Source organism: Nocardia sp. NPDC047038 (assembly GCF_040644075.1).
GTDB lineage: Bacteria > Actinomycetota > Actinomycetes > Mycobacteriales > Mycobacteriaceae > Nocardia > Nocardia sichangensis.
In genome coordinates this window covers 1-16,218 of sequence record NZ_JBEYVQ010000020.1, presented here as the reverse complement: position 1 = coordinate 16,218, position 16,218 = coordinate 1, and the positions used below count along the sequence as shown (strand labels likewise).

General features: G+C 69.4%; 6 protein-coding genes. 4 read left to right on the top strand and 2 right to left on the bottom strand.

Translation table 11 applies throughout. The annotated features are described in order from the left end of the window. The first annotated feature begins 243 nt into the window (after positions 1-243). From ABZ824_RS34775 to ABZ824_RS34760, 4 genes are all read left to right on the top strand, one after another. The gene (locus tag ABZ824_RS34775) at positions 244-2,040 is read left to right on the top strand and encodes a TerD family protein (protein ID WP_356968534.1); all 1,797 of its coding nucleotides are present in this window, start codon (positions 244-246) and stop codon (positions 2,038-2,040) included. 608 nt (positions 2,041-2,648) lie between these two features. Further along, positions 2,649-3,587: a CorA family divalent cation transporter gene (locus tag ABZ824_RS34770; protein ID WP_356968532.1), complete on the top strand. Its 939-nt coding sequence runs from the start codon at positions 2,649-2,651 to the stop codon at positions 3,585-3,587. Between the two features lie 140 nt (positions 3,588-3,727). Continuing rightward, entirely contained in the window at positions 3,728-4,096 is a 369-nt protein-coding gene (locus tag ABZ824_RS34765; protein WP_356968530.1) for a nuclear transport factor 2 family protein, read from the top strand. A 167-nt stretch (positions 4,097-4,263) separates the two neighbouring features. Continuing rightward, positions 4,264-5,166: a trypsin-like peptidase domain-containing protein gene (locus tag ABZ824_RS34760; protein WP_355078544.1), complete on the top strand. Its 903-nt coding sequence runs from the start codon at positions 4,264-4,266 to the stop codon at positions 5,164-5,166. Between the two features lie 70 nt (positions 5,167-5,236). Here the strand turns inward: ABZ824_RS34760 and ABZ824_RS34755 are convergent, their stop codons facing one another. Together ABZ824_RS34755 and ABZ824_RS34750 are read right to left on the bottom strand one after the other, a co-directional pair. Beyond that, a complete protein-coding gene (locus ABZ824_RS34755; RefSeq protein ID WP_356968528.1) occupies positions 5,237-5,914 on the bottom strand; it encodes a DUF6875 domain-containing protein in 678 nt (225 codons plus the stop codon). Further along, positions 5,911-16,203 (bottom strand): amino acid adenylation domain-containing protein, encoded by a 10,293-nt coding sequence (locus ABZ824_RS34750; protein WP_356968644.1) that lies wholly within the window; start codon positions 16,201-16,203, stop codon positions 5,911-5,913. The genes ABZ824_RS34755 and ABZ824_RS34750 overlap by 4 nt, the downstream gene beginning before the upstream one ends. Positions 16,204-16,218 lie beyond the last annotated feature (15 nt).

Here is a 16,218-nt window from a genome sequence, read left to right as displayed (position 1 = left end):
GGCGCCCCGCGGACCACGAACTCGTTGCGGAGCAGGACCAGGGCCACGGTGGCACCCGGGGATGCAGGGCTTCGGGGAAGGCTTCACCTCGGGCGATCGCGCGGCCCAGGAGGGCCGGCCATGGGGCCGGCGTCGGCAGATGGCGTTCGTGTCGGTTCCGGCCCGTGCGGCGACCTCGTTCATGGTGAGTGCGGCGTATCCGGAAAATGCAACGTTCGGGACCGTGGTCACGATGAGTTGGCCGTGCAAGGGAATGCGATTGTGCGCCAAGCGCCTTCAACGGCGGGTTTCGGCGCCTACACCGTTGTCGACGTGGAGACCTCGGGTCTGCGGGCCGAAGAGCATCGGGTGCTTTCGGTAGCGGCATTGGTCCTGGACGCCGACGGCCAGGTCGTCCATGAATTCCATACGCTGGTCGATCCGGGCTGCGACCCGGGGCCGGTGCACATCCATGGCCTGACGGCCGAGATCCTGCGCGGCTCACCGCGATTCGAGCATGTGCGCGAACCTCTTTCGGCCCTGCTGGCCGGCCGGGTGATGGTCGCGCACAACGCGCACTTCGACTACCGGTTCCTCGCCGGCGAATTCGGCAGGACCGGCGCCGATCTGCCGGTGGGTCGCCGATTGTGCACGCTTGCCCTCGCGCGGCGGGTCGCGCCGCCGACGCCGGATTGCAAACTCGGCACGCTCGCGGCCTATTACGGTATTCCACGTTCGAAAGCGCACGACGCGTTGGACGACACCCGCGTCCTGGCCGGTGTGCTCAGAGCGCTGATCGCCGATGCGGCGCGGCTCGGCATCACGCCGCCTCTGCTGCGCTGCCCGCCGAAGGAGAACTACCAGAGCGCGTGGGGTCTGCCGACCGAGCGGACGGGCCCGAAAACACCGTGTCCCTATACGTATCCGGGCCGGTACGAGACCGGTGGCGCTCTCGTCCAGGGAATGAAAGTCGCCTTCACCGGCGATACCGCGACCGATCGGGACGTCCTGGTCGCCCGTGCCGAAGCGGCCGGACTAGAGGTGACCAGCGCGGTGAGCGGTCGCACCAGTGTGCTCGTCACCAACGCGCCGAATTCGACCAGCGGCAAGGCTCGCAAAGCCGTCGAGGTCGGCACCCCGATCGTCAGCGAGAACCGATTCCTGTTGTTGCTGGAGCGTGTCGAGCCGGGTGAGCGCAAGGGCGATCAGGTGGCGCGAACTTCTTCGACACGTCGTCGACCGTCGCGTGTGCCGGTTGCACCCGGTGGCCCCTTGGCTGGACGCCGGGTGCTGGTGCTCGGTGGAACGCATGGCGGTGCCGCCGCAGCCCGCTCACGGATCGCCGAGCTCGGCGGCTCCGCGGCGGTGAACATGTCCGGGCGGGTAACCGACGTGCTCGCGCTGACCGGAGGCCACGCCGACCGGCGCTGCGTACGGGCCGCCGAACTCGGCATCCCGGTGCACGGCGCCGAATTGCTCTCGGCGCCGCAGCCTTCCGACGCGTCGCCGGCATCGCGTCGCGCGGTCGCCGAGCCTCTTGCGCTGATTCGTGGTCAGGTGATCGATCTACCGATCGACGACTTCGGCATCGATTGGACGATCCGGGCGTCGTGGGCCTACAGCGGCAGCGGGGCGGTTGACCTGGTCGCGTTCCTCGTCGACGGTGACGAGCAGGTGGCGGGCGACGACGACTTCGTCTTCTACAACCAGCCCGAGACGCGGGGCGTGCGTCTCGTCGCCGAGGGGCCCGACGAGCAGTCCGTCGCGATACGGCTGGATCAGCTGCCGCGATATTGCCGCCGGATCGTGCTGGCCGCCGCGTTGGACGACGCGGAGGCCACCTTCGGTGATGTCGGCGCGATCGAGGTCGAGGCGATGCCTGGCGCGGAGGCAGGCGTTGTCGCGCGCGCGACGATGGACGCGGCCACCGAGGAACGGACGTTGGTGCTCGCCGAGGTCTACCTGCGTGGCGACGTCTGGCGGTTGCGTGCGGTGGGCCAGGGTTATCCGACGGATCTCGCGGTGCTGGCGCGCCGGTACGGGGTGGATGTGGCGGAGTGACGTCGCGGTGGCGGCGAGCATGCCGAAAACCGCTGTCGTCCGCTGTCGTCCGGCTTCGCCACTGTCGCTGGATTTCCATCGGGTGGCGCGCTGTCGAACACTTGCGCAACTGATTGACGTACCCCGATGGGCGGGTTTCTAATGATGGATGGCGCAATTCGTGCGCCGGTCGACCGACGAAGCGAGGTGAGCGGCAGATGCCGGATGACAGTATCGACGTCTACAGCCGGGCCGCTCTCGCGAAACAGGTTGCGCCGACGCGTCGTTGATCCGGGTGCGTGATCGCCCGGCCGGGCAACGGCGCCCATCGGCCGACGCGGTACGGACCCGCAACCTTCGTCATCTCTCCGGCGCGTAAGAGCGGCGCGTCCGGGTTCGGCCGATACGTGGCCCCCGACCCGAGGCGCCGCCCGATCACGTCGCTGCTCGCCCCTGCGTGCGTCCTCGGTACCGGAGGAGCGCGCCAGCCCCGCACGATAGCAAGTATTGGAGCATCCACTATGGCCACATTGCCCGAGAAGGCCGAAACATTGCCTCGCACAACAGATCCGGAACGGCGACAGCAGGCCGGATCCGCGGTGCGCTCCTTCCGCGGGCAGCGGTAGTCGATGACGACCTTTCTCGGTGCCGTGACCGCCGACCACTTCGATACCGAGGTGCTCCAGCAGCATTGGATTCCGCTCGCCGCCGACGACGCCGACACTGCGGCGGTGCTGCGGGAACGGCTCGGCATCGACTTCACGTCCGCACGCGATCAGGTCCTGGAGACCGACAGCTTTCGCTACTTTCCGGTGACGGCCGGATTCCAGCGTGGCGAGAACATCGAACAGGAGACGATCGTCTTCGCCCTGGGCGGTGAATTCCTCGTGACGCTGCAGCCGTCCGAGCATTTCGTCCCCTTCGACAAGGCGGTCGCGAAGATGCGGCGCGACCCGGCGCTCGCCGGCTCCGCGCACGGCGTGATGTACGCGCTGCTGTGGGCACTGAACGAGGCGTCGGAGCGGGTGCTACATCATGCGGGTGACGCCATGGAGGCGTTGCGCGACGAGATCGAGCGGACGATCACGGGCCGGGACCGGCGCGAGATCGAGCTCGCCGACCTGCGCGGCGTGATGTCGCGGATGAACGCGACCGAACGCATCGTCTCGCGCACTCAGGAGACCCAGCGGCAGCTGGCCCGCGCCGCGCGGCATCTGATGGCCGACACGTCGTCAGGGAAGGCGGAACTCGACGAGGCGATCGGCATCCTGCTCGCCGACATCGACGGGGTGGGGCAGTATGCGGGCTCGGCGTACGACAACGTCCGCTTCTTGCAGCAATCCGTGACGATCTGCCTGAATGTGCGGCAGAGCGAGATCGTCAAGGTGTTCACCGTCACCACCGCGGTCGTCCTGCCGCCCGTTCTGGTCGTCGGCTGCTACGCCGCAGGTCTGCTCGACATCGCCGAATTGCCTTGGCAGCTGAGCCTTTTGATCACCGTGCTGCTGGCTCTGGCGGTGGCGGTGATTCCATCGGCCTATCTCGAGAAGCGGGGGCTACTGCGCTGAGCCCTCGGGCGCGCGCCTTTTCCGGCGATCATTACCTCGCGCGTAATCGACTCTGGGCGCGCGGCGCGGCAAGGTTGGAGACAGCCGATCGGAAGACCCGAACGGTTGCCGAAAATCATTACCGCACAGGAGGATTCATTATGTCGCGCTACGAGGAAGCGGTCGATCGGTACTTCGCCGCGTGGAACGCCACCGACGAGGACGCCAGGGCCGCGGCGGTGGCGGCCGCGTGGGCCGAGGACGGCGCGTACACCGATCCGCTCGCGGAGGTGCGCGGGCACGCCCAGCTGGCGGCGGCCATCGGGGGCGTGCAGGCGCAGTTCCCCGGGTTCGAGTTCCGTCGCCTCGGCGCGGTCGACGGCCACCACGACATCGCCCGCTTCTCCTGGGAGCTGGTCTCCGCGACCGACGGCAGCGCCCCGGTCGCGGGTTCGGACGTGATCTCCCTCGGAGCCGACGACCGGATCACGAGTGTGCACGGTTTCCTCGACCGGGTGCCCACGGCATAGCGCCCGGTGCCGGACCTGCGATCCGTATCCCGGCGACACGCCCGGCGCACCCGCGGCCCGGTTGCGCCTGCGGCGAACACCGTGCGTCGTCCGCGGCGCGAGGGCATCCTGGACGCAGTAGTGCAATTCCGGCAAACAGGGTGGTGGTCGGCGTGGACAACGCCGCGATGGATGCCTACTCCCGCACGGTGATCGCGGTGGCGGCGTCGGTGACGCCGCACGTGGCCAGCGTGCGGACCAGGCGGGGGAGCGGATCGGCGGTGGTCTTCACCGACGACGGGTTCCTGTTGACGAACGCGCACGTCGTCGGCGCGGCCCGCGAGGGTGAGGTGGTCTTCGCCGACGGGGTGGAATCCCGCTTCCACGTCGTCGGGGTGGATCCCCTGTCGGATCTCGCGGTGTTGCGCGCACGCGGCGGCGCGCCGGACGCGGTGCCGCTCGGAGATGCCGACCAGTTGGTGGTCGGCCAGCTGGTGGTGGCGGTCGGAAGTCCGCTCGGCCTGGCGGGTTCGGTCACCGCGGGCGTGGTGAGCGCGCTCGGGCGCGCGGTTCCGGTGGCATCCCGCCGCGCCGGCCGCGTGATCGAGGACGTGATCCAGACCGACGCCGCGCTCAACCCCGGAAATTCCGGTGGCGCGCTGTCGGACTCGGCAGGCCGGGTGGTCGGCGTCAACACCGCGGTCGCGGGCATCGGGCTCGGCCTCGCCATCCCGATCAACGCGACGACGCGCCGGATCATCGGCACGCTGCACACCGAGGGGCGCGTCCGGCGCGCATACCTCGGCTTGGTCGGTGTGCCCGCGCCGCTGCCCGAGCCGGTCGCCGCGCGCACCGGGCAGGCCGCCGGGGTGCGCATCGTGGAGGTGGTCCGTGGCGGCCCCGCCGAGCTGGCCGGGCTGCGCCGCGGCGATCTGGTGCTGAGCGTGGCGCGGTCGCAAGTGCGTGACGCGCAGGGGATTCAGCGGCAGCTGTTCGCCGAGTCGATCGGCGTGCAACTGCCGGTCACCGTGCTGCGCAACGGAGCCATGGTCGACGTCTTCGCGGTCCCGGTGGAACTGGTGGCGGACTGAGCGCTGTCCAGCCGGTCGCCGGGACCGGCTCGGCGGTGGTCACCGGGTCCGCACCGCCCACACCACCGACTCACGAAATGTCTTTCTGGGCGTCGATCGCCTGTTCGAGTCTGACGGACATGGCCGTGGCGACGAATCCGGGAATGGTAGGGGCGAAGAGCCTGAGGTAGGTGTCGATCCATTCGTGGCGCGCGACGAGGAACGGATAGTCGGTAGGGGCCATGTGGCGTACCGCGAGGATGGGCAGGGGCGCGTCGAGCGCCGGGAACGCCGGATTGTGCAGTCCGGGGTAGGTGCAGCCCGGATAGAACTGCCCGATCATCAGGCCTTTGTCGACGAATTTGGTTTTCTGTTGTCGTTGCACCGAGTCGATCGAGGGGTAGTCGGTGAGGTCGGGAAAGACCGCGAGAACGGCTTTGAACAGCGACTCGGGCGCCTCCCGCGGTGGCAGGGCCGGGAAAAGGTCGTACAGATCGTCGGCGATCGCGGTGATGCGCCCGATATCGATGTCGTGCCCATCGAAGTAGGCGGCCCACAGGTACCTGTGCGTGATGGCGTGGCTGGTGTAGGGGCAGACAGGACCGGGCCGGCCGAGATCCGGGTGGGAATGGCACAGGTATTCGCGGGTCCACCGACGGAGTTCGGCGAACCGGGGGTGGTCGGCGAGGCCTGTTTCCGCGTCGGGAGCGAAGAGGTTGACCGGCTGGAGGCCGGAGCGTGTCCCGACTATGGGGTCGGTGTTCATCATCGGCTGGTCCTTGCTGAGATCGGAGGCTCCGGTGAGGGGACGGGGGTGCGGCGGAAATGCTCGGTCAGGGTTGATCCGATAACATGTAGCGCCTCAGGGTCGGTCATCCTTTCGTGCGCGACGGCAACACGGTGTTCGAAGATGCTGCCGGTGAGGTACTCCTGCCACGCGAGAGACGGAGAGGGGCCGTCGTCCGGGTGGCCGTCGACGGCGCTGAAGTAGAGCAGATCACCGTCGAAGAGTGCCGGTCGATGATCTCGGGTGAGGTCGACGAGCCGGGTGTAGTCGCCGTGCAGGGTCGCGAGATGCTCGGGTGTGAGGGCGGTGAAGAGACCGCCTTGCCGGTGCAGCAAGTCGGTCGCGGCCTCGACGGTGAGGTCGGCCGGAATTCGGGAACCGGCCGCGCCGCCGAACTCGGTGAGCATGTCGCGGAGGGTGGGTAGGGGAGCTTGCGCGCTGCCCGCGTCGACAACGCGGGTGTCCATCATCGCCAAGGTGGCGACGGGTTCGCCCTCGCGACGAAGTCGCACGGCGATCGCGTGCGCGATGGTGCCGCCCAACGAGTAGCCGAGCAGGTGATAGGGGCCGTGCGGCTGGACCGATCGGATCTCCTGTACGTAGCGGGCGGCGAGTTGGTCGAGCGTGTCGAACCGCGTGGTGGGGTCGGTCAGCGCCGGGGATTGCAGCCCGTGGACGGGTCGCTGCGAGCCGAGGTGCTGCACGAGTCCGCTGAAACCCCAAGCCAAACCGATGGCCGGGTGGACGCAGAACAGTGGCGGTTCGACGCCGGTCGCGCGCAGGGGGAGCAGCACCGCGAGCGCGTCATGAGGGTCGGGTTCCTCGAACCCGCGCAGCCGAGCCTCGATGCGGCGGGCCAGCGATTCCGGTGTCGGGTCGCTGAAGACCCACTGAATCGGCACGGGTACCCCGGTCGACTCCTCCAGTCGCGCCACCAGTTGGGTCGCGGCGAGCGAATTGCCGCCGAGCGCGAAGAAACCGTCGTCGCAACCGGCTCGTTCGAGCTGGAGCGTTCGCGCGAACGCCGCGCAGACGGTGGCCTCCAGCGGCGTGGACGGCGCGCGGAACGGGGGGCGGTCCGGCGCGGGCAGGGCTTTGTAGTCGAATTTGCCGGTGCTGGTGAGCGGGATCCGGTCGAGGACGACGATGGCGGTGGGGATCATGTGGGTGGGCAGGCGGGTTGCGAGGTAGGTGGTCATGGCGCCGGTGTCGGGTGTGGTGTGCGGCGTCGGTACGACGTAGCCGGTGAGTTGGCCGGTGCCGTCGGGGCGGGTGTGCACGGTGACCGCGGCATAGGCGATGTCGGGATAGCCGCTCAGCGCGGATTCGACCTCGCCGGGTTCGACGCGGTTGCCCTGGACCTTCAACTGCAGGTCGCTGCGGCCCTTGTATTGCAGTCTTCGGTCGGCGGTCCAGGCCACCAGGTCGCCCGTGCGATACATCCGCGTCCCGGGTCGCCCGTACGGGGCGGGGACGAATCGGCTCGCGGTGGTCGCGGGTTGCTTGTGGTAGCCGCGGGCGAGGCCCGGTCCGGACAGATAGAGTTCGCCGACCACTCCGAACGGAACGGGGCGGAGCTTGCGATCGAGTACGACGGCGGTGAATCCGCGGATCGGGCCGCCGATGGCGATCGGGCCGTCGACGGTGGTGGACAGCGGAGTGCCTGCGCAGCTCACGACCGTGGTCTCGGTGGCCCCGTAGCTGATGAGCACCGTGCGGCCCGGCGTCCACCGCGCCGCCAGCTCCGGCGGACACGGCTCACCGCCGATGACCAGGGTTTCGAGTCCGTCGGGATTCATCGCGGCGAGCATCGTCGGGGTGAGCGCGGCATGGGTGACGTGTTCCGCCCGGACCAGCTCGGACAGCCCGGCGCCGACCGGTGTGGGGGCGAGGATCAGCGTGGCCCCGCCGCAGACGGCGCTGATCCATTCGAGGATCGAGACATCGAAGCTCGGCGAGGCGACAGCCAGTATCCGAGAGGACGGAGTGATGCCGAACCGTTGCCGCGTGTCCGCGGCCAGGTTCGCTATCCCGGTATGTGTGACCACGACGCCCTTCGGGGTTCCAGTGGAGCCGGAGGTGTAGACCAGGTAGGCCGGGTGCTGCGGTCGTAGTGGGGCTGTTCGGTCGGCATCGCTGATCGCCGCGGAGGAAACTTCTGCCGACGTCGCCGCGAAGGAGGGGCTGTCGACGGTCAGCCATTCGATGGTGTCCGGCAACTGATTTCGGTAGGGCTCGCGAGTAAGCCCGACCATGGCACCGGAATCCGTCAGGATGGTCGTGCTGCGTTCGCGCGGATGGCTGGGTTCCACCTGGACGAACGCGCCGCCGGTCTTGGCGACCGCCCACACGGCGATCATGGCGTCGATGGAGCGAGGTAGCGCTATGGCTACGAACGATTCCGGTCCTATCCCGGTGTCGATCAACACCCGCGCCCACCGGTTCGAGGTTTCGTCGAGTTCGCGGTAGGACAGTCGTGCGCCGTCGCAGACCACCGCTTCGGTCTCCGGTTCCATCGCGGCGGTCAGCACCTGCGGCAGCACCGACATCACCGCCCCGTGTGGCCCGCGAACGGGCACCAGCGCGGCTTGCTCGGCCTGCGACAGCAGCTGTAGCCGGGTCAGCGGCAGGTCGATGTGGTCCGCGACGGTGTCGAGCACGCGCAGCACGCGGTCGGCGATGGCGTCGATCTGCTGCCGGGTCAGCAGGTCGGGCAAGTATTTGAAGGTCAGGTGCAATCTATTGTCCTGGTGCACGATCAGGCCGAGCGGGTAGTGCGCGGCATCGCGTCCGTGCACACCCAGGACACGCATTCCCGCGATGTCGGTGTCTTCGGACAACCCGGTCGAGTCGATCGGGTAGGACTCGAAGGCCGTCACGGTGTCGAACATCGCGCCAGGACCGGCGATGTGCTGGATCTGGGCCAAGCCCAGGTGGTGATGGTCGAGCAGCGCGGCTTGTTCGGTCCGGATTCGCCGCACCAGTTGGGCGAGGGTTTCGCGGTGGTCCAGCCGAACCCGCACCGGCACCGTGTTGATGAACAGCCCGATCATCGATTCGATGCCGGAGATCTGGGGCGGGCGCCCGGAGACGGTGGTGCCGAACACCACGTCGTCGCGGCCGGTCGCGTTGGCCAGCACGATTCCCCAGGCGGCCTGAACGAGGGTGTTGAGCGTGACCTCCTGTCGGTGGGCGGTGGCGACCAGCGCCGAGGTGCGGTCTTCGCCGAGCTGAACTTGTACGTCGCGCGTGGCGGTGGTGTGCCTGCGGCCGCGGTCCGCGATCGCCAGCAGAGTCGGCTCCGACACGCCGTCGAGTGCCCGCGTCCACGCGGTTTCCGCCGCGTTCCGGTCTTGGGCGTGCAGCCACGTCAGGTAATCACGGAAGGGACGGCCCGGAGCGGGCGCCGTGGCGTCGTCGTCGCAGGCGTAGAGGGTCAGCAGCTCCCGGATGAGCAGTGGCGTGGACCAGCCGTCGATGAGGATGTGATGCATGCTCCACACCAGCCGGTATCGCTCGGGGGCGATGCGCACCAACGTCATTCGCAGCAACGGCGCCGCGGCCACGTCGAAGCTGGCGCGCCGGTCGGCGGCCATGAGCTGATCCAGCGCGGCGGCGGAATCGTCGTGCTCGGCCAGGTCGATGAGGGTGAACGGCACGTCGACGTGCTTATGCACGACCTGGACCGCTTCACCCGCGCCGTCGCGCGCGAACGCGGTCCGCAGATTGGGGTGCCGTCCGACGAGCGCCTGCGCGGCGCGGCGCAGCCGCTCGGCGTCGACGTGCCCGCCGAGTTCCATGCAGAGTTGCACGATATAGGCGTCGAGGGCGCCGTCCGCGAGCTGAGCGTGGAACAGCAACCCGGTCTGCAGCGGCGTGAGCGGCCAGATGTCGTCCAGGGCCGGGTGCAGGCGCTCCAGCCGGTCGATCGTGTCCTGGCTCAGATCGAGGAGGTCGAGGTCGGAGGGGGTGAGCCCGCCGGCGCCGGGCCGGGACGCATAGTCGGCCAGCGCGGTCACCGCGTCGCGCCACAGTTCCGCGAGGCCGGTCACCTCGTCGGAGGTCAACAGACCGGTCGGATAGTCCCAGGCGGCGGTGAGAGCCGGCCCTTCCGGGGTGTCGGTGACGACCGCGTTGACACCCAGCACGGATGCGGCGGCCGCGTCGGGGTTCTGAACGCCGCCGCCTCCGGCGGGCATCCACCCTGCCTCGCGCAACGCGGCGGGAATGGTGTCGTATCTGCCCATATAGTTGAAGCTCACCTGCGGCGCGGGCAGCGCACGCAGGATGCGGGCGGTATCGGCGTCGAGGTATCGCAGCAGTCCGTAGCCGATCCCGTGATCGGGGACCTGCCGCAAACGTTCCTTCACCGATTTGACGACAGCCCCGGCGGCGGGTCCGGCTGCGAACGCGTCGTCTATGTCGATGCCGGACAGGTCGAGTCGCACCGGATAGGTGGTGGTGAACCATCCGACGGTGCGCGAGAGGTCGGCGTGCGGGAGCACCGTGTCGTGGCGGCCGTGGCTTTCGAGGGTGAGCAGCGTTTCCGGCACGGTGTCGCCGTGCTCGCGCCGCCATCGGGTCAGCGCCAGAGCGAGCCCCGCGATCAGCGCGTCGTCCACGTTGCCGCGGAAGGCCTCCGGCAGCGTGGTGAGCACCGCGCGGGTCGCCGCAATGGGCAGCTTCACCTCGACAGTCGCGACGGTGGCCTGCACGTCCACGGCCGGGTCGATCGGGCGTGCGCCGATCGGCGGGTCCGCGGCGTCGAGTGTGGAGCGCCACGAGTCGAGTTCGTCCCGGCGCGCGGCGGCGGTGTTCAGGGCATGCGCCCAGCGTCGCATCGAGGTACCGACAGGCGCGAGCCGCGGCGGTTGCCCCGCGCTGATCTGCGCCCACGCGATCGCGAGGTCGGGAACCAGGATGCGCCACGAGACGCCGTCGACGACCAGGTGATGCGCGACGATCAGCAGCCGTCCCGGCTGTCGCGCCCACTCGAACCAGACCAGTTGCAGCACGACTCCTGCCGCGGGGTCGAGGCGCTCGGCCGCGGCGTTCGCCTCGGCGTCGGCGATCGCGGCGAAGTCGCTGCTGTCCGGCGCCGCGGTTACCGGCACGCGCCGGATCAGCCCCGCGGCGGGTGCGGCGGTCGGCGATACGTACAGCGCCCAGCCGGACGCGTGCGCGGGGTCCGGGCGTAGCCGCGCCCGCAGCATGTCGTGGCGTTCGAGCACCGCTTGGACGGTGGCGCCGATTCCGGCGCTGTCGATACCGGCAGGCAGCGTGAGCATCGCCCACTGGCTGAAACGGTCGAAGCCACCGCGTTCGAACATCCAGCACATGATCGGCGTCAGCGGTATCTGTCCCACGCCTCCGCCGGGCAGTTCGGCGGGCAGGGCGGCGGCCTCGGTGCTGTCGCGCACGGCGACCCGGGCCAGTTCGGCGACCGTTCCGTGCTCGAACACATCGCGCGCTGAGAACAGCAGATCCGCCGCCTTGGCGCGCGCGACCAGCTGAATCGCCATGATGCTGTCGCCGCCCATGGCGAAGAACGAATCGTCCGCCCCGACCTCGTCGAGTCCGAGTACCTCCGCGAACAGTCCGGCCAGCGTCGTCTCGACCTCGGTGGCCGGTGCCCGGGATCCGGCACGGGGGGTGAAGTCCGGCTCGGGCAGAGCGGTGCGGTCCAGCTTGCCGTTCGCCGTCCTCGGTAGCGCGTCGATCACCACGACGGTCGCGGGCACCATGTGCGAGGCCAACCGCTCCGCGGCGAACTCGCGGACCGCGTCCGTGTCGAGTTCGGCGCCGGACTCGGGGACCACGTACCCGATCAACCGGTCGCCGGTGACCGCGCCTCGGCGCACGGCTGCCACCGCGTTCGCCACACCCGCGTACGCGAGCAGCGCCGATTCGACCTCGCCGAGCTCGATGCGGAAACCACGGATCTTCACCTGAGAATCCGTCCGGCCCATGTAGTCCAGCGTCAGATGTCCGGTCGGCGACCGCAGCCACCGCACCAGGTCACCGGTCCGGTACATGCGCTGCCCCGGCCCCGCGAACGGATTGGCGACGAACCGAGACGCGGTCGTGCCCAACCGGTTGCGATAGCCGCGCGCCAAAGCGGGCCCCGCCAGATACAACTCGCCGACGACTCCGACCGGTACTGGCCGCAACCAGGTGTCGAGCACGATTTCCTGCACCCCGCGGATCGGGCTGCCGGTCGTCACGGCCTCACCCGCCACCAGCGGGCGCCCGGCGTCGGTCTGGATCGTGGCCTCGGCAGGACCGTAGGTGTTGAACAATCTGCGGCCCGGCGCCCACCGCGACACCAACTCCGGTGGGGGCTCCTCGCCGCCGATCACGACCGTCCCGAGGCCTCCGAGCCCGGCCGGATCGACCGTCGCCAAGGCCGTCGGCGTCAGCGCCGCGTGCGAAACCCGCTCCCGCGCCAGGATTTGCGCCAGCTCGTCCCCGCCGTAGACAGTCGGCGGCGCGATCACCAGTTGTCCGCCCGTCGCGAACGCCCAGAGGTATTCGAGTACCGCCGCGTCGAAACTCGGAGATGCGGCGTGCAGCACCCGCGTGCCCGGCCCGACACCCAAACGCGTGCATTGATCATCCACCAGATTCGCCAGCCCCCTGTGCGACACCACCACGCCTTTCGGCTCTCCCGTCGACCCGGACGTGTAGATCACGTACGCCGCGTGGTCGGGCCGCACCGGCCGTGTTCGCTCCTCGTCGCGCACCGGAGCTGCCGGGAATTCCGCCAGCTGCGCTTCGACCGCCGGTTCGTCGAGCACCAGCCATCGCACCGATCCGGGGAAACGATCCCGCCATCGCGACAGCGTGATCCCCACCGCCACACCCGAATCGGTGAGCATGTCCGCGATGCGGCCGGCCGGATACTCGGAATCCATCGGCGCGAACGCCGCCCCGGACTTCGCCACGGCCCAGACCGCCAGCACCGACTCGACCGACCGCGGCAATCCGACCGCGACGCTCGTCTCCGGCCCCGCTCCCAGGCCGATCAGCATGCGTGCCAGTCGATTCGACTCCGCATCAAGTTCACCGTAAGTCCACCGGCGATCGCCGCACACCGCCGCGACCGCACCCGGATCGTTCGCCACCGCCGCGGCCAGCAGATCCGGCAAGACCTGCGCCGATACCGTCGGACGACCCGACACGGGCGCCAACTCGCGGTATTCCGCGGAGGACAGCAGATCCAGCCGGGACAGTGGTAGATCCGGGTCGGCGGCGACCGCGCCCAGCACGCGCAGAACTCGACGCAGCGTCGCGTCCATCATGTCGTGGTCGAAGAGATCGGGCAGGTACTTGATGTGGAGACGCAATCGCGTGTCGACCTGGGCGACAACGCCGATCGGATAGTGCGCCGCGTCGGTGCCGCTCACATCGAGCAGCCGCATGCCCGCGATGTCGGTGTCCGCGGTGAGCCCGCCACGATCGACCGGATAGGACTCGAACACCGTCATCGTGTCGAACACCGCTCCCGGCCCGGCCACCCGTTCGATGTCGGTCAGGCCCACGTAGTGGTGATCGAGCAGCGCGGCTTGTTCGGCCTGGATCCGGTCGAGCAGCTGCCCCAAACTCTCGGTGCGGTCGAGCCGGACACGCACCGGCAGCGTGTTGACGAACAGCCCGATCATCGATTCGACGTCCGAAAGTTGCGGAGGCCGTCCGGAGACAGTGGTGCCGAAGGTGACATCCGTCCGGGATGTCAAGGCGCCCAACACAATCGCCCATGCCGTCTGGACCACGGTGTTGAGGGTGACTCCGCGTGCCCGCGCCAGGTTCGTCAAGTCGGCGGTCTGTTCCTCGGTCAATTCGCCGAGGACATCACGTGATTCGGTGTAGCGGCGGCGGGGGTCGGACGGAGCCATCAGAGTCGGCTCGTCGGCGCCGTCGAACGCACGGGCCCAGGCGTCGAGCGAAGCGGTCGGGTCCTGCCGCACCAGCCACGCCAAGAAGTCCCGATAGGGCCGGACACGAGGGAGCATCGCGTCGTCGCCGTCGGTGGCGTAGAGCACCAGCAACTCCCTCAGGAGCAGCGGCATCGACCAGCCGTCCAGCAGCAGGTGATGGTTGGTCAGCACCAGCCGGAAGCGCTCCGGCCCGATGGTGACCAGCATCCAGCGCAGCAGTGGGGCGCGCGACGGGTCGAACCGGGTCGCGCGGTCCTCGGCCATCAACCGAGTCCACTCTCGATCCCGTTCCCCGTCGTCCAGCCCGGACAGGTCCAGCTCCGTCCATGGCGCCTCGACGTCTTCGTCGACCACCTGCACCGGCCCGGTGTCGGTGACGAACGCCGCGCGCAGATTCGCATGCCGGTTCAGCAGCGCCTGCCCGGCTCGGCGCAGCCGCTGCGCATCGACTCGCCCACCCAGTTCGAGGACCAGCTGGACCACATAGGCGTCCACCGACTCCTCGGCGAACACCGCATGGAACAGCAATCCCTCCTGCAACGGAGTCAACGGCCAAACATCGCTCAGCGCCGGATATCCGGTCTCGAGCCGCTCGATGTCGGACTGGGTGAGATCGACGAGGTCCAGATCCGACGGCGTCCGTCCGCCGGTCCCGGCGCGGCGGCTGTATGCCGCCAACGCGGTCAGTACCCGGCGCCACGACTCCGCCACCTCGTGCACCTGGTCGGCGGTGAGCACCCCGGCCGGATACGACCACTTCGCCCGCAGCCGCCGCCGGTCGCCGTCGTCCAGGACGAGGGCGTTGATGTCGAGCACCGCCGACATCGGCAGGTCCGGATCGAGCGCACCGGTGAACTCGGCGCCCGAGAGGTCCCCGCCGTCGTCCACCGGTAGCCATCCGGCCGACGGTGCTCCTCCGGGCACCTTCGTGGCGACGCGGCCGAGGTAGTTGAATCCGATCTGCGGTGTCGGCATGCTCTCGAGTTCCGGTCCGGTATCGGTGTTGAGATACCGCAGCAAGCCGTAGCCGATCCCGTGGTCCGGGACCTTGCGCAACTGTTCCTTCACCGACTTGACCGCTGCCCCCAGCGCGGGCCCGCCCGCGGTCGCGTCGTCGACATCGATGGCGGACAGGTCGAGGCGCATCGGGAAACTCGTGGTGAACCAGCCGACCGTCCGGGCCAGATCCGAGCCGGGGACCGCGCGCTCCTCGCGGCCGTGCCCTTCCAAACCGATCACGACGTCCGCGAGATCGCCGGACGCTACCGTGTCGCGCTCGCGCCGCCACTTCGTCACCGCCACCGCCAGCGCGGCCAGCAGCCCGTCGCTCACCTCGCCGTGGAATGCCGCGGGCACGGTGGTCAACAACGCCTCGGTCACCTCGGGGGGAACATCGATCTCGACCGTGCGGGCAGTGGCGGCGACATCGATCGCGGGGTCGAGGGAGCGGGATCCGATCACCGGATCGTCTCCGGCGGCCATCGCTTTCCAGAATCCGAATTCGGCGCGCCGCTCGGCGCTTCCGGCCGATTCGACCAGCCCGTGGGCCCACCTGCGCATGGACGTCCCGACCGGGGCCAGCTCGGGTGGTTCGCCGGACTCGATCCGCGCCCACGCGATCGCGAGATCCGGCACCAGCACCCGCCAGGACACTCCGTCGACGGCCGTATGGTGCGCCACCACCAGCGCCCGGCCCGGCTCCGTCGTGGCTACCGGGTCGAACCAGACCACCTGCAGCACGACCCCGGCGCCCGGATCGAGCCGGTCCGCGGCGGCGTCCAACTCCGCCGCCACAGAAGCACGGAACTCGGCGCTTCCCGGGGCTTCCGGCATCGCCACCCGACGGATGACGTCCTCGGCTCGAATCGCCCCGGCGGGCAAGGCTTCCCACGCCCAACTTCCGTCGTCGGTCGGGCGCAGCCGTGCGCGCAGCATGTCGTGCCGATCGAGTACCGCCTGCACCGTGCCCACCAGCTGCTGCCGGTCGATCCCCGGCGGCAGTCCGAGCAACACCGCCTGCGAGAAGCGGCCGAACCCAGACCCGGCCCGCTCGAGCAGCCACCGGACGATCGGCGTGACCGGCACCGGCCCCACGCCTCCGCCGGGCAGTTCGGCCGCAAGCGCGGTCGCCGCGGTGCCGCCGCGGACGGCGACCTCGGCCAGCCCGGCGACCGTCTTGCGGTCGAACACGTCGCGCGGGGTGAACACCACACCCGCCGCCCTGGCTCGATTGACCAACTGGATCGACATGATGCTGTCGCCGCCGAGGGTGAAGAAGGAGTCGTCGAGTCCGATGGTGTTGGTGTGGAGTATGTCGGTGAATGCTTGGGTGATGGTGTGTTCGAGGGG

What these genes read in the sequence shown, in the direction of transcription:
- ABZ824_RS34770 (WP_356968532.1), top strand. Translation starts at nt 2,649, where the DNA reads ATGACGACCTTTCTCGGTGCCGTGACCGCCGACCACTTCGATACCGAG.
- ABZ824_RS34765 (WP_356968530.1), top strand. Translation starts at nt 3,728, where the DNA reads ATGTCGCGCTACGAGGAAGCGGTCGATCGGTACTTCGCCGCGTGGAAC.
- ABZ824_RS34760 (WP_355078544.1), top strand. Translation starts at nt 4,264, where the DNA reads ATGGATGCCTACTCCCGCACGGTGATCGCGGTGGCGGCGTCGGTGACG.
- ABZ824_RS34755 (WP_356968528.1), bottom strand. Translation starts at nt 5,914, where the DNA reads ATGATGAACACCGACCCCATAGTCGGGACACGCTCCGGCCTCCAGCCG.